Here is a 12,678-nt window from a genome sequence, read left to right as displayed (position 1 = left end):
CTGCGCAAGCAGCGGATGCATTCAGACGTAGGCCAGGTCGTGGTGCCGGATCGCATCGTCCAGCCACTCGTCGGTATGGCCGAACCGGTAGCCGAGCGCCCGAGCGCGCGAGGTGTCGAGCGCCAGGGGGGTGGCGAAGTCGAATGGCGAGAGCAGGCCAGGGGCCGCCGGCGCCACCTTGAGGGTGCGCGGCGTTTCGTCGAGCACGGCGGCCACCTGCGCATGCAGCTCGAAGGCCGAGAGCGCGCCGTCGGCGGCCCCGTTCACCGGGCCGCGGAAATCCTGCATGCCCGCCCACATCAGGAAATCGGCTGCTTCCTGGGCTTCCATGAACGAGACCTTGGCCGCCGCGTTGGCATAGCGCAGGGTGGCCCGCATCCGCACCAGGTCGACGTAATGGGCCAGCCGGCCGGTGAAGTCCTCGGGGCCGCCCAGCACGTGGGCCAGGCGCACGGTAGCCAGCGGCAGGCTGCCGTCGCGTTCCAGGTAGGCCTCGGCCTGGACCTTGCCCGACACGTAGCACTCGATGGCGCGCGCCGGGTCGTGCCAGGGGTAGACGGTGTCGATCCGCTGCGCCAGCACCGGCAGGTCGCTTTCCCTGAAGGCCGCCTCGCGCGGCGGCAGCGCGCGGTAGGCGTCGATGGTCGAGGTCATGACGTAGCGGCCCACCTTGCCGCCAAACACGCGGGTAGAGATGGCGGCGTCCAGCGGCGAGTAGCACATCTGGTCGAACACGACATCGAAGCGGGTGTCGCGGAAGGCGTTGCGCATCGCGGCTTCGCTTCGACGGTCGACGCGGATGCGGGAAAACTGGTCGCGGAAGCGCGCGCTGAAGGGGTCGGGCGCGTAGCCGCGGGTGGCAATGGTCACGCGGTGGCCTGCGCGCAGCAGGCGCTGGACGAGGAGTTTGCCGAAATAACGGGTCCCGCCGATCACCAATATATTCTTTGGCATGACTTTTCCTTGTAGGATCGCGTATATTTTCTGCAAAGCAGCAAAAACCATCAAACGAGAAAAAGTACGGACGTTGAATAAGATAAACTTATGCATGGAGGCAGCATGAAGCCCTTGCGCAGCCTTTCGGGCCTGATCGACTTCGACTGCGCCGCGCGCTGGGGCAGTTTCAAGCTGGCCGCGCGCGAGCTCCACAAGACGCCGGCGGCGGTCAGTTTGCAGGTCAAGCAGCTCGAGGAAAACATTGGATTCCCCCTGTTCGTGCGGCACCCGCGGCACATCTCGCTGACCGAGAAAGGCCAGGAGCTGGCCATTGCCACGAGCCGCATGCTGGCCGACCTGCGCGCCAAGGTGGCGGCCTTGCAGCGCGGCGACGAGGAGGCAGTGCTGCGGATCTCGACGACGCACTCGTTCGCCATCAAGTGGCTGGTGCCGCGCATGCACCGCTTCACCAAGCTGTACCCCGAGCTCGACATCCGCATCGATTCCAACGACGCGCCAGTGGACTTGCATGCCGACAGCACCGACGTCGCGATCCGCTATGGGCAGGTGCTTGACGCCGACCCGACGGTGTTGTTCCGCGAGCGCCTGGTGCCTGTCTACAGCCCCGAGCTCCTGGCGCCGGGGCAGGACGCCTTGAGCCTGGCCGACCTGCCGCAGCACAACCTGCTGGTGGTGCAGTCGCCCGAGGCCTGGCTGCAGTTGTTGAACGAGAACCGGGCGCTCAAGGGCAAGTACGATTTCTCGCGGGTGTACACGCACTGGGGCGTGCTGGTGCAGGCGGCCGTGGCGGGGCAGGGCGTGGCGCTGGTGCCCTACGGGATCGCCTACGAGGACATCAAGTCGGGCGCGCTGCGCCAGATCCCCTGCAAGAGCGCGCGCTTCAAGAGCGGCTACCGCTTCCTGGTCAATCCGCACAAGGAGCACATGCTCAAGGTGCAGCGCTTCAGGGAATGGATGGTGGCGGAGATGCGCGAGATGGAAGCAACGCTGGACCGGCGCTGAGCGGCTTGGCTTGGTGCGTCTCAACGACAACGGCGGCCCGCAGGCCGCCGTTGTCACATGAAGCGTTCGACGCTTACTTCACGCCGTGCATCAGTTTCTGGATGAGCGGGGCCAGCAGGAACAGCAGCACGCCGCCGCCCAGCAGGATCCAGAAGCCGAAGGTGTAGCCGTCCAGTGCGGAGGCCACCGACATGCCGGTCTCGCCCGACACGTGCGAGGCGAAGATGCCCGACAGGTTGTTGCCGATGCCGGTCGACAGGAACCAGCCGCCCATGCCCAGGCCGACCAGGCGGGTCGGGGCCAGCTTGGTGACCATCGACAGGCCGATCGGCGACAGGCACAGCTCACCGATCGACTGGATGGTGTACACCATGAACAGGGTCCAGAACGGGATCTTGCCCTGGTCGTCGATCAGCTGGGTCAGCGCGTACATCAGCAGGCCGAAGGCCAGGCCGTTGAAGATGATGCCGAGGCCGAACTTGCGCGGGATCGACGGATTCACGTTGCGATGGCCCATGGCGACCCAGATCGCGGCGATGATCGGTGCGAACACGATGATCGCGACCGAGTTCACGGACTGGAACCACGCCACCGGGAAGACCCACTCGCCGAAGTTGCGGTTCACGATCTGGTCGGCCAGGAAGGTGAACGAACTGCCGGCCTGCTCGAAGAAGCACCAGAACAGGATGTTAAAGAAGAAGATGATCATCATGGCGATGGTCTTGTCGCGCGACACCTTGCCTTCGCGGACACCTTCCACGATCAGCATCAGCGCCAGGATGATGAACAGGACGCTCAGCACGATCTGCAGGTTCTCCGCCCCGGCCTGCAGCAGCAGGTAGATGCCCGGGATCACCACCAGCGAGCCGACCACGACGCCGATCAGGCGCTTCGGGCTGGCCAGGTCGCCGACCGGCGCGCCGATGCCCTTGAGCTGCTTGCGGCCGATGTAGAACCAGACCAGCGAGATCAGCATGCCGATGCCGGATGCGAAGAACACGATCTTGTAGGCCGGGGTGTCGCCGGTGTTGAACACGTTCTGTGCCAGTTGCTGGGTCAGGATCGGCGAGAGGAAGGCGCCGGCGTTGATGCCCATGTAGAAGATGGTAAAGCCCGAATCGCGGCGGGTGTCGTTCAGTGCGTACAGCTGGCCGACCATGGCCGAGATGTTCGGCTTGAACATGCCGTTGCCCACGATGATGGTCGCCAGGCCCAGCTTGAAGATGTCCTGGTTCGGCAAGGCGATCATGAACAGGCCGGCCGCCATGAAGATCGCACCGACGAGGATCGAACGCTGGTAGCCGATGACGCGGTCGGCGATGTAGCCGCCGAACACGGCGCCGGCGTACACCAGGGCAAGGTAGGAACCGTAGGTCAGGTTGGCGTCGGCCTGGCCGACGGCGTTGCCATCGTAGAACTGGGCGACGATGTAGAGCACCAGGGCCCAACGAATGCCGTAGAACGCGAAGCGTTCCCAGAATTCGGTCATGAAGAGCATCCACAACGGAGCTGGATGGCCCATGATCTGCTTGAATTCTGGGATCGGTCCCTTGGCTGAAGTAGCTGCACCGCTCATGCGGTTCCTCCCGAAATAGTTATATGTAACGACGATTTTTTTAGCGGAATATCTGTATGCCTGAAATTCCAGCAGGCACGCATTTTAGTGTAAATCCCTCATCGCCAGCGAACTTTTTCGGCTTGTGGTAATGACCTTCGCCCGTGACGCGCGGCACCTTAGGGGATGCCCTCAATCGGGGCGCAAAATGTTGCACTTTGGCGTATATTGGCGACAGGCCAATCCGTATCACCGATTGAAAGGGAAAATAAAACCATGACCCATGAAGTTGTCGATGTCCTCATCTCTCCGGAAGGCCGCCTCGAAGTCCTGTCGAAAGCAGAGGTCGCGAAACTGCTCGACACCAGCAAGAGCGGCCTTTACGACGTGTTCCGCAAGTGCGCGCTGGCCGTGATCAACACCGGCAGCTCGATCGACGATGGCAAGGAATTGCTGGAGCGCTACCGCAATTTCGAAATCAGCATCCTGCAGCGCGAGCGCGGCATCAAGCTCGATATCCGCGGCGCACCTGCCCACGCCTTCGTGGACGGCAAGATGATCCGCGGTATCCATGAGCACCTTTTCTCGGTGCTGCGCGATATCGTCTATGTCCATTTCGAAGTCACCGATAACCCCAAGTTCGACCTGAACCGCCCCGAGGGCATTACCGACGCGGTATTCCATATCCTGCGCAATGCCAACGTTCTGCAGCCGCAACGCAATCCGAACATGGTGGTGTGCTGGGGTGGCCATTCGATCAACCGCGTCGAATACAACTACACGAAGGAAGTCGGCTACGCGCTCGGCTTGCGCGAGCTGGATATCTGCACCGGCTGCGGTCCGGGTGCCATGAAAGGTCCGATGAAAGGCGCCGCCATCGGCCACTCGAAGCAGCGCATCCATGGCGGGCGTTATCTCGGCATTTCCGAGCCGGGCATCATCGCGGCCGAATCGCCGAATCCGATCGTCAGCGACCTGGTGATCATGCCGGATATCGAGAAGCGCCTGGAAGCCTTCGTGCGCACCGGCCACGGCATCATCGTGTTCCCGGGCGGCGCCGGTACGGCCGAGGAAATCCTGTATATCCTCGGTATCCTGCTGCATCCGGAAAACGCCGAAATGCCTTTCCCGCTGATCTTTACCGGCCCGGCGACGGCGCGCGCGTATTTCGACCAGATCGACCAGTTCATCGGCCTGACCCTGGGCGAGGCTGCCCGGAAGCGCTACAAGATCATCATCGACGATCCGGAAGCGGTGGCCAAGGAAATGTACGCCGGCATCAAGGCGGTGCGCGAATTCCGCAAGGCGCACAGCGACGCGTATTACTTCAACTGGCGCCTCAAGATCGATCCGGAGTTCCAGAAGCCGTTCCGCCCGACCCACGAGAACATGCGCAACCTGAAGCTGCACCGCAACCAGGAATCCCACATGCTGGCGGCGAACCTGCGCCGCGCCTTCTCGGGCATCGTTGCGGGTAACGTGAAGGAAGAGGGGATCAGTGCGATCGAACAGTACGGCAAGTACGAGATCCAGGGCGAAAGCGCGATCATGGAACCGATGGATGCGCTGCTGGCCTCGTTCGTGGAGCATAGCCGGATGAAGCTGCCGGGCAAGGCCTACACCCCTTGCTACACGATCGTCCAATAAACGCAGGTGTTCCCGCAGGGTGGGCGGCGCAGCCGCCCACCCTGCGGAAAACAGAAAAGGCGGCTTCGCTTGCGCGGGCCGCCTTTTCTATTCGAGCAATGACGCTCAGTCTTCCTTGCGCAGGTGCGGGAACAGCAGCACGTCGCGGATGTTCGGCGAGTCGGTGATCAGCATCATCAGGCGGTCGATGCCGATGCCGCAGCCGCCGGCCGGCGGCATGCCGTATTCCAGCGCGCGGATGTAGTCGGCGTCGAAGTACATCGCTTCGTCGTCGCCTGCTTCCTTGGCGGCCACCTGCGACAGGAAGCGCGCGGCCTGGTCTTCCGGATCGTTCAGCTCCGAGAAGCCGTTGGCGATCTCGCGGCCGACCATGAACAGCTCGAAGCGCTCGGTGATGCCTTCACGGGTGTCCGAGGCGCGCGCCAGCGGCGACACTTCGACCGGATAGTCGATGATGAAGGTCGGCTCCCACAGCAGGGCTTCGGCGGTTTCTTCGAACAGGGCCAGCTGCAGCGCGCCCAGGCCGGCGGTGGCGAAGGGCTTGACGCCGAACTTGAGCAGTTCCTGCTTCAGGAAGTCCATCGAGTTCAGCTGCTCCGGGGTGTAGCCCGGCGCGTACTTGTCGATCGCCTCGACGATGGTCAGGCGCTGGAAGGGCTTGGACAGGTCCAGCTCGCGGCCGCCGTAGGTGAGCACGGCGCTGCCGTGGGCGTCGACGGCGGCCTGGCGGATCACCTGCTCGGTGAAGTCCATGATCCACTTGTAGTCGGTGTAGGCCGCATAGAATTCCATCATCGTGAATTCCGGGTTGTGGCGGACCGACACGCCCTCATTGCGGAAGTTGCGGTTGATCTCGAACACGCGGTCGAAGCCGCCCACCACCAGGCGCTTCAGGTAGAGCTCGGGCGCGATGCGCAGGTACATTTCCATGTCGAGCGCGTTGTGGTGGGTGATGAAAGGCTTGGCCGCGGCGCCGCCCGGGATCGGGTGCAGCATCGGGGTCTCGACTTCCATGAAGCCGTGCTTTTCCATGAAGCGGCGCATCGAGGACATCGCTGCGGTACGCGCCTTGAAGGTGCGGCGCGTCTCTTCGTTCATGATCAGGTCGACGTAGCGCTGGCGGTACTTGGTCTCCTGGTCGGCCAGGCCGTGGAACTTGTCCGGCAGCGGACGCAGGGCCTTGGCGATCAGGCGCAGCTTCGTCACCTTGATGGTCAGCTCGTCGACCTTGGTCTTGAAGAGCGTGCCTTCCACGCCCAGGATGTCGCCCAGGTCATAGCTGCGCAGCGCGTCCATCGCTTCCTCGCCGGCGCTGTCGACGGTGATGTAGATCTGGATGCGGCCGCTGGCCATCGGGCCCGAACTGTCCTGCAGCGTGGCGAAGGCGGCCTTCTTGCCGGCTTCGCGGCGCAGCATCATGCGGCCGGCCAGCACCACGTTCACCGGTTCGGCTTCCAGCTCTTCGCGGGTCTTGCCGGAGTAGGTCTCGACCAGGTCGGCGGCCTTGTCCTGCGGAACGAAGTCGTTCGGGAACGGGTTGCCCTGCTGGCGCAGCGCGGCCAGCTTGGCGCGGCGCTCGGCCATGATCTTGTTCTCGTCATGCGCCACGACGGGCGACTGGTCTTGGTTTTCCGTAGTCATGATTGGATGGTGTTTCTTATTGGCTTATTTGGATGAACTCAGGCGAACAGGGGTTCCGCCTTCAGTTCGGAAAAGTCGCGCACGATCGCGATGACGTTGTCGAATCCGGCGAAGCTGGCGGCGGGCAGGGTGGTCGTCAGCACGATGCAGCGCATGCCCGCGCGGCGCGCCGCTTCCACGCCCAGCGGGGCGTCCTCGAACACGATGCAATGCTCCGGCGCCACGCCGCACAGCTCGGCCGCCTTCAGGAACACGTCCGGATGCGGCTTGCCGCGTGCGACATCGGCGGCGCCGACGATCGCATCGAAATGCGCGCGCAAGCCCAGGCCGTCGAGGGTGAAAGCGACATTGGCCGGCGGCGCGGCCGTGCCGACGGCGAGCTTCACGCCGTTCGCTTTTGCCTGCTGGATCAGCTTGTCGAAGCCGTCGACCGCCTTGAGGTGCGGCGCGTACAGCTCGCGGTAGACCGATTCCTTTTCGTGGTTCAGCGCCGCGACTTCCTCGTCGCCGAGACCTTCGCCCAGGTAGGTGCGGATGATCTCGCCGCCCTGGCGGCCTGCCGTCGCGCGGAAGAATTCGTCCGCGTCGATCGCTTGGCCGCGACGCTCGAAGAAAGTGACCCACGAGCTGGTATGGAAGGCCATGTTGTCGACGATGGTGCCGTCCATGTCGAACAGGAAGGCACGTTGCGGGGTCGTCGTCATCGCTTACACGCCTTGCTTGAGCGAGGCCGAGATGAAGTCGTCCAGGTCGCCGTCCAGCACGTTCTTGGTGTTGCCGGTCTCGAAGCCGGTACGCAGGTCCTTGATGCGGGACTGGTCCAGCACGTAGGAGCGGATCTGGTGGCCCCAGCCGACGTCGGTCTTGGAGTCTTCCAGCTTCTGCTGCTCGCTCATGCGGTTACGCAGCTCGAGTTCGTACAGCTTGGCGCGCAGCATGTCCCATGCCTCGGCCTTGTTGCGGTGCTGCGAGCGGTCGTTCTGGCACTGCACCACGATGCCCGACGGGCCGTGCGTCAGGCGCACCGCGGAGTCGGTCTTGTTGATGTGCTGGCCGCCCGCGCCGGATGCGCGGTAGGTGTCGATGCGCACGTCGGCCGGATTGATTTCGATCTCGATCGAGTCGTCGACTTCCGGGTACACGAACAGCGAGGTGAACGAGGTGTGGCGGCCGTTGGCCGAGTCGAACGGCGACTTGCGCACCAGGCGGTGCACGCCGGTCTCGGTGCGCAGGTGGCCGTAGGCGTACTCGCCGTCGACCTTGATGGTGGCGGTCTTGATGCCCGCGACCTCGCCCTCGGACTGTTCCAGGATCTCGGCCTTGAAGCCCTTGCGTTCGCAATAGCGCAGGTACTGGCGCAGCAGCATCGAGGCCCAGTCCTGGGCTTCGGTACCGCCGGCGCCGGCCTGGATGTCGATGAAGCAGTTGGCGTGGTCCATCGGGTTGCTGAACATGCGGCGGAATTCCATCGCCTCGATGATCTTCTGGATGGCTTCGGCGTCACCGCCGATCGATTCCAGGGTATCGTGGTCGCCTTCTTCCTTTGCCATCTCGAACAGGTCGCTTGCGTCGGCCAGGTCGGCCCGGGCTTTCTCGAGCGTCAGCACGACGGCTTCGAGCGCCTTCTTTTCCTTGCCGAGGTCCTGGGCCCGTTTCTGGTCGTTCCAGACGGTCGGGTCTTCGAGTTCCTGGTTGACCTGTTCTAGTTTCTCTGACTTGCGATCGAAGTCAAAGATACCTCCGAAGTTCGGCTTCACGGCTGGTCAGGTCGTTCAGCAGGGCGGAAATGGCATTGATGCGTTCAGCTTCCATGGTCTTGGCAGTCTCGTGAATTGGTTGAATCGAACCCTAGATTATACCCCAAGGCGCGTTAGGAATCGGCTGGCAGCGCCCCTTTGCTTGCCTCCTCCCTTCTTGCTGCCTTATCATCGTCCGGTTTCGTACTCCGGATTCGTCATGCTCATTCGCTTTTCCCGCAAACTCTGCATCGCGCTGGTCCCGGCGCTCGTCAGCCTTCCCGTCGTCGCCGCCAAACCACCCAGGGCCGGCACGACCGCGACGCTCGCCGTGCTGGAAACGACCGACCTGCATTCGAACCTGGTCGGCTACGACTACTACAAACTGGCGCCCGAGCCCTCGCATGGCCTCGACCGCACCGCCACCCTGATCCACCAGGCGCGCAAGGAGTTCCCGAACACTTTCCTGCTCGACAATGGCGACACCATCCAGGGCACGGCGCTGGCCGACTACCAGGCACAAGTCAAGCCGCTGCGCTGCGACGAAACCCTGGGCATCTACAAGATCATGAATGCGCTGAAGTATGACGGTGCGGGTGTCGGCAACCACGAATTCAACTACGGCCTCGGATTCCTGAGCCAGGTGACGGGCAACCGTTTCCAGGTGGCCAGCGTCGACCAGCCCAAGCGCTGCGCCGGCCCTGCCTTCCCGATGGTGCTGGCGAACGTCTACAGCGCCAGGACGAAGAAGCCGCTGTTCAGCCCCTATGCCATCGTCGACAAGCAGGTCAGCGCGCTGGACGTCAAGGGCAGGCCGGTCAAGGCGACCGTGCGCGTGGGCATCATCGGCTTCGCCCCGCCGACCATCATGGAATGGGACAAGCGCTGGCTCGAGGGCCGCGTCTACACCACCGGCGTGCTCGAGGCCGCACAGAAGTATGTGCCGGAGATGCGCAGGAAGGGCGCCGACCTGGTGATCGCGATCTCGCACGGCGGCCTGGATGCCGCCCCGTACACGCCGACCATGGAAAATGCCAACTGGTACCTGGCAAAGGTGGAAGGGGTCGACGCCATGCTGCTGGGCCACTCGCACCAGCTGTTCCCGAACGCGGACAGCACCGCGCCGCAGTTCGACCTGCCGGGCGTGGACAAGGCCAGGGGTATGGTGCATGGCGTGCCCACCGTGATGGCCAGCCTGTGGGGCAAGCACCTTGGCGTCGTCCAGCTGCACTTGAAGCACGACGGCAAGCGCTGGGCGGTCGAGAAGGACAAGACCCGCGTCGAGACGCGCGCTGCCCAGCTGGGTGCCAAGACCTATGTCGAGGCCGATCCGACCGTGATGGCACTGGTGAAGGACGAGCACGAGGCGACGATCCGCTATGTGAAGACGCCGGTCGGCAGTACCGACTTCCGCATGTCGAGCTATTTCGCCGATGTCGGCGACATCTCGGCCCTGCAGGTGATCAACCAGGCGCAGACCGACTATGTGGTGAACTACGTGGCCGCCAACCTGCCGCAGTACAAGGACCTGCCGGTGCTGTCGGTGACGGCGCCCTTCAAGAGCGGCGTGGCCGGCCCGGCCGACTACACCGACGTGAAGGCGGGCGACCTGGCGCTGAACAATGCGGCCGACCTCTACCTGTATCCGAACTCCCTGTACGCGGTGAAGGTGAACGGAGCTGGGCTCAAGGCCTGGCTGGAGAAGGCGGCGCAGCGCTTCCATACCATCGACCCGGCGAAACCCGAGCCGCAGGCGCTGGTCAACCTGGCCGTGCCGAGCTACAACTTCGATACCGTGACCTCGCCGGAGGTGTCGTACGAGATCGACGTGACGCGCGCGCCGGGCGAGCGGATCCGCAACCTCACCTGGCGCGGCAAGCCGGTCGTGACGGAGCAGGAATTCCTGGTGGCGACCAACAACTACCGTGCCAGCGGTGGGGGCCACTTCCCCGGCCTGGACGGCAGCAGGACCGTGATCGCCTCTCCCGATAACAACCGCGATGTCATGATCGCCTACGTGCGAGACGCGAAAAAGCTGACGCGCGCGGCGCATTCCTCGCACCGCAGCTGGCGCTTCACGCCGGTCAAGACGGCGGGCAGCGTGGTGTTCTCGTCGGCGCCCGGCATGGTCGAACTGGCCCATGAGGCGGGGCTGCACAACGTCACCCAGGTGGCGGCAGACGACGGCCGCGGCAAGGGCACGGCGCTGTACGCGATCGACCTGTCGCAATGAAGCGTGTGATCGCGGCGGTGCTGGCCGCCTTCCTGATGGTCCAGCCGGCCATGGCCCAGCACGGGGACGAGGCCGACATTGCCCTGCGGCGCGGGATGATGCACCGCGACGCCGGCGATGCGGCGCTGGCGGCGCACTGGCTTGCCGTCGCAGCCTCGCGCGGGATGCGGGAGGCGATGTTCTTGCTGGCAAACATGCTGCTCGAAGGCGATGGCGTGCCCAAGGACGAGGCGGCCGCGCGGCGCTGGCTGGAGCAGGCCACGCAGCTGGATTATCCGGAGGCGTGGCAGCAGCTGGGGATGATGGAGAAGGATCCGGAGAGGGCGGCGCAGTACATGCGCCGCGCGGCCCATGCGCTGACGCACCGGGCCGAGGGGAAACGCTAACTGCCGACTATGACAGCTGTTGATTAATGCAGCTGCTTTTTCTCCGGCTGCACCAGCACGAACGGACTCACCACCGACGCCCACAGCGTCGCATCTGCCGCAGTCCAGGTCTGCGCTTGCACGTCGCTGACCTTGGCCACCGTCCCCGCCGCCATCCACTTGCCCACGCTCGCCTTGTCGTCGTGCGCGATGCGCAGGGCCACGTCGATCAGGTCCAGTTCCTCGCTCACGTAGATCACCGAGCCGCTGGCGAAATGGCGGGCCAGCTCGCTCCATTTGATGCGGCCGGTTTCGCGGTTGATCTTGTCGTGCAGCTCTAGGTCTTTTTCGGGATTGGTCTTCATACGCATGTCATAACTAAGTGATCTCGACCGCCGGTTGCGGCGAGCCCGCCCATGTTAACCGATAGGTCTGCGCCTTGCGCACATTGCCCACCAGTGCGGGGCGGAAGCAGGCGAGGTTGGTGCCGCCCGGGTGGCGCACGCTCGGGTAGATGATGCCCATCGAATCCTGTTCCATCAGCTCGGCCGCCAGCGCCTGCGAGGCGATGTAGCTGTCCGGATCCAGGCAGCTCTTGTAGGCATCGACGCCCCGCAGGTCATGGAAGCCGGCGCTGAAGTCGGCCAGCAGCATCTGGTAGCTGACGCTATCGTCGAAGCGCTTGATCTCGGAATACTCGACCGTCTTGTGGAAGATGACTTCGGCCAGGGCGGTCTCGGCGGCGAAGGCGCAGTACCAGGCGCCGCGCTCGCCGTCGTTGAAGCGGCTGCCTTCCGGACGCGCATAGGTAAAGGCGGCATTGATGATGCGGAAATTCGGCACGCCGAACACCAGTTCGTCCATCCCGATGCCCGGCAGCAGGCCGGACTCGCCGCGCAGCCGCTCGTTGGTGGCGTTGTCGAGCTCGAACAGGTCGCGCAGGACATCGTTGTTCTCGGCCAGCGGCGCCAGCACCGAATCCTCGACATCGGCGAAGCGGGAAGGAATCAGGCGGCAGGTGTCGTACTGGCGCAGCTCGGTGATTTTGTGCAGCGGCAAGGTCAGAGGCCTCCGCGGCGTGCGTCCAGCAGCTTGCGTACCGTCTGCATGGCGATCAGGCCGCCTGCCAGCATGTAGGCCAGCGGGGTGCGGCCGGCGAACACCGGGTTGGTATTGGGCAGGTGGACCCATTCATCGGCCAGCTTGTCGCCGTACAGGATGTGCAGGGCCTTGTAGATGCCGAGCAGATAGGAGATGCGCGTGATGCGGTCGACTTCCAGCACCCGGTCCGGGTTCTTCTTCCAGTCGTAATAGGTGGACGAGGACAGGCCGCCGAGCAGCTCGCGTGCATCGTCGTCGCGCACCCCCCAGGCTGCTGCCAGCTTGAAGAAACCCAGCAGGGCCGAACGTGACAGGCGCTCGCGTTCGGACCGTGAATTCAGGTCGACCAGGACCGCCGGCTCGAAGCGGCTTTTTGGATAGGAGTAGGCTAGGCTCATCGTATTTCTCCGTAGTTGGATTCGTTATACTCCGATTTCGGAC

Annotated in this window: 12 protein-coding genes; 4 read left to right on the top strand and 8 right to left on the bottom strand. The window is 63.9% G+C overall.

Features of this window, described 5'->3' with window-relative positions:
* Window positions 1–21: 21 nt before the first annotated feature.
* Window positions 22–954 (bottom strand): NAD-dependent epimerase/dehydratase family protein, encoded by a 933-nt coding sequence (locus tag MA09_RS09430; RefSeq protein WP_036247166.1) that lies wholly within the window; start codon window positions 952–954, stop codon window positions 22–24.
* Window positions 955–1,059: 105 nt separating this feature from the next.
* Between MA09_RS09430 and MA09_RS09425 the strand changes: the two genes are divergently transcribed.
* Window positions 1,060–1,959, top strand: a complete 900-nt coding sequence (locus MA09_RS09425; RefSeq protein WP_036247164.1) for a LysR substrate-binding domain-containing protein — start codon at window positions 1,060–1,062, stop codon at window positions 1,957–1,959.
* Between the two features lie 73 nt (window positions 1,960–2,032).
* Here MA09_RS09425 and MA09_RS09420 read toward each other — a convergent pair whose 3' ends face one another.
* Complete coding sequence (locus tag MA09_RS09420; protein ID WP_036247162.1) at window positions 2,033–3,535, bottom strand: peptide MFS transporter; 1,503 nt, start codon at window positions 3,533–3,535, stop codon at window positions 2,033–2,035.
* A gap of 255 nt (window positions 3,536–3,790) precedes the next feature.
* On the opposite strand from MA09_RS09420, the gene ppnN reads away from it, so the two are divergent.
* Window positions 3,791–5,161, top strand: a complete 1,371-nt coding sequence (gene ppnN / locus MA09_RS09415) for a nucleotide 5'-monophosphate nucleosidase PpnN (protein ID WP_036247160.1) — start codon at window positions 3,791–3,793, stop codon at window positions 5,159–5,161.
* A 105-nt stretch (window positions 5,162–5,266) separates the two neighbouring features.
* Here ppnN and lysS read toward each other — a convergent pair whose 3' ends face one another.
* From lysS to prfB, 3 genes are all read right to left on the bottom strand, one after another.
* The gene (gene lysS / locus MA09_RS09410; protein WP_036247158.1) at window positions 5,267–6,802 is read right to left on the bottom strand and encodes a lysine--tRNA ligase; all 1,536 of its coding nucleotides are present in this window, start codon (window positions 6,800–6,802) and stop codon (window positions 5,267–5,269) included.
* A gap of 38 nt (window positions 6,803–6,840) precedes the next feature.
* Window positions 6,841–7,506 carry an HAD family phosphatase gene (locus MA09_RS09405; RefSeq protein WP_036247156.1) on the bottom strand — a complete coding sequence of 222 codons (666 nt, stop codon included), beginning with the start codon at window positions 7,504–7,506 and terminating at the stop codon, window positions 6,841–6,843.
* 3 nt (window positions 7,507–7,509) lie between these two features.
* Window positions 7,510–8,614, bottom strand: a protein-coding gene (gene prfB / locus MA09_RS09400) for a peptide chain release factor 2 (RefSeq protein ID WP_152594607.1) whose coding sequence is annotated in 2 segments (ribosomal slippage) — window positions 7,510–8,532 and window positions 8,534–8,614 — 1,104 coding nt in all. Because the reading frame shifts where the segments join, the coding sequence is not laid out codon by codon here.
* 144 nt (window positions 8,615–8,758) lie between these two features.
* Here prfB and MA09_RS09395 point away from each other — a divergent pair.
* Together MA09_RS09395 and MA09_RS09390 are read left to right on the top strand one after the other, a co-directional pair.
* A complete protein-coding gene (locus MA09_RS09395; RefSeq protein ID WP_036247152.1) occupies window positions 8,759–10,771 on the top strand; it encodes a bifunctional 2',3'-cyclic-nucleotide 2'-phosphodiesterase/3'-nucleotidase in 2,013 nt (670 codons plus the stop codon).
* A complete protein-coding gene (locus tag MA09_RS09390) occupies window positions 10,768–11,157 on the top strand; it encodes a tetratricopeptide repeat protein (protein WP_081897510.1) in 390 nt (129 codons plus the stop codon). Before MA09_RS09395 ends, MA09_RS09390 begins: the two co-directional genes overlap by 4 nt.
* 23 nt (window positions 11,158–11,180) lie before the next feature.
* On the opposite strand, the gene MA09_RS09385 is transcribed toward MA09_RS09390, so the two are convergent.
* From MA09_RS09385 to MA09_RS09375, 3 genes are read right to left on the bottom strand one after another with little or no spacing between them, the layout of a single operon-like run.
* A complete protein-coding gene (locus MA09_RS09385) occupies window positions 11,181–11,501 on the bottom strand; it encodes a DUF2288 domain-containing protein (RefSeq protein ID WP_036247151.1) in 321 nt (106 codons plus the stop codon).
* Between the two features lie 13 nt (window positions 11,502–11,514).
* A complete protein-coding gene (locus tag MA09_RS09380; RefSeq protein WP_373887840.1) occupies window positions 11,515–12,195 on the bottom strand; it encodes an RES family NAD+ phosphorylase in 681 nt (226 codons plus the stop codon).
* A 2-nt stretch (window positions 12,196–12,197) separates the two neighbouring features.
* Window positions 12,198–12,635, bottom strand: coding sequence for an antitoxin Xre-like helix-turn-helix domain-containing protein (locus MA09_RS09375; RefSeq protein ID WP_036247553.1), 438 nt, complete (start codon window positions 12,633–12,635; stop codon window positions 12,198–12,200).
* Window positions 12,636–12,678 lie beyond the last annotated feature (43 nt).

The organism is Massilia sp. BSC265, from assembly GCF_000740675.1.
GTDB lineage: Bacteria > Pseudomonadota > Gammaproteobacteria > Burkholderiales > Burkholderiaceae_D > Telluria.
The sequence above is the reverse complement of the archived record's forward strand: the minus strand, read 5'-3'. Positions and strand labels throughout refer to the sequence as shown.

Excerpts from the sequence above, each read along its gene's own strand:
- MA09_RS09430 (WP_036247166.1), bottom strand. The coding sequence starts at position 954 with ATGCCAAAGAATATATTGGTGATCGGCGGGACCCGTTATTTCGGCAAA.
- MA09_RS09375 (WP_036247553.1), bottom strand. The coding sequence starts at position 12,635 with ATGAGCCTAGCCTACTCCTATCCAAAAAGCCGCTTCGAGCCGGCGGTC.
- MA09_RS09405 (WP_036247156.1), bottom strand. The coding sequence starts at position 7,506 with ATGACGACGACCCCGCAACGTGCCTTCCTGTTCGACATGGACGGCACC.
- MA09_RS09395 (WP_036247152.1), top strand. The coding sequence starts at position 8,759 with ATGCTCATTCGCTTTTCCCGCAAACTCTGCATCGCGCTGGTCCCGGCG.
- MA09_RS09385 (WP_036247151.1), bottom strand. The coding sequence starts at position 11,501 with ATGAAGACCAATCCCGAAAAAGACCTAGAGCTGCACGACAAGATCAAC.
- ppnN (WP_036247160.1), top strand. The coding sequence starts at position 3,791 with ATGACCCATGAAGTTGTCGATGTCCTCATCTCTCCGGAAGGCCGCCTC.
- MA09_RS09425 (WP_036247164.1), top strand. The coding sequence starts at position 1,060 with ATGAAGCCCTTGCGCAGCCTTTCGGGCCTGATCGACTTCGACTGCGCC.
- MA09_RS09420 (WP_036247162.1), bottom strand. The coding sequence starts at position 3,535 with ATGAGCGGTGCAGCTACTTCAGCCAAGGGACCGATCCCAGAATTCAAG.
- lysS (WP_036247158.1), bottom strand. The coding sequence starts at position 6,802 with ATGACTACGGAAAACCAAGACCAGTCGCCCGTCGTGGCGCATGACGAG.
- MA09_RS09390 (WP_081897510.1), top strand. The coding sequence starts at position 10,768 with ATGAAGCGTGTGATCGCGGCGGTGCTGGCCGCCTTCCTGATGGTCCAG.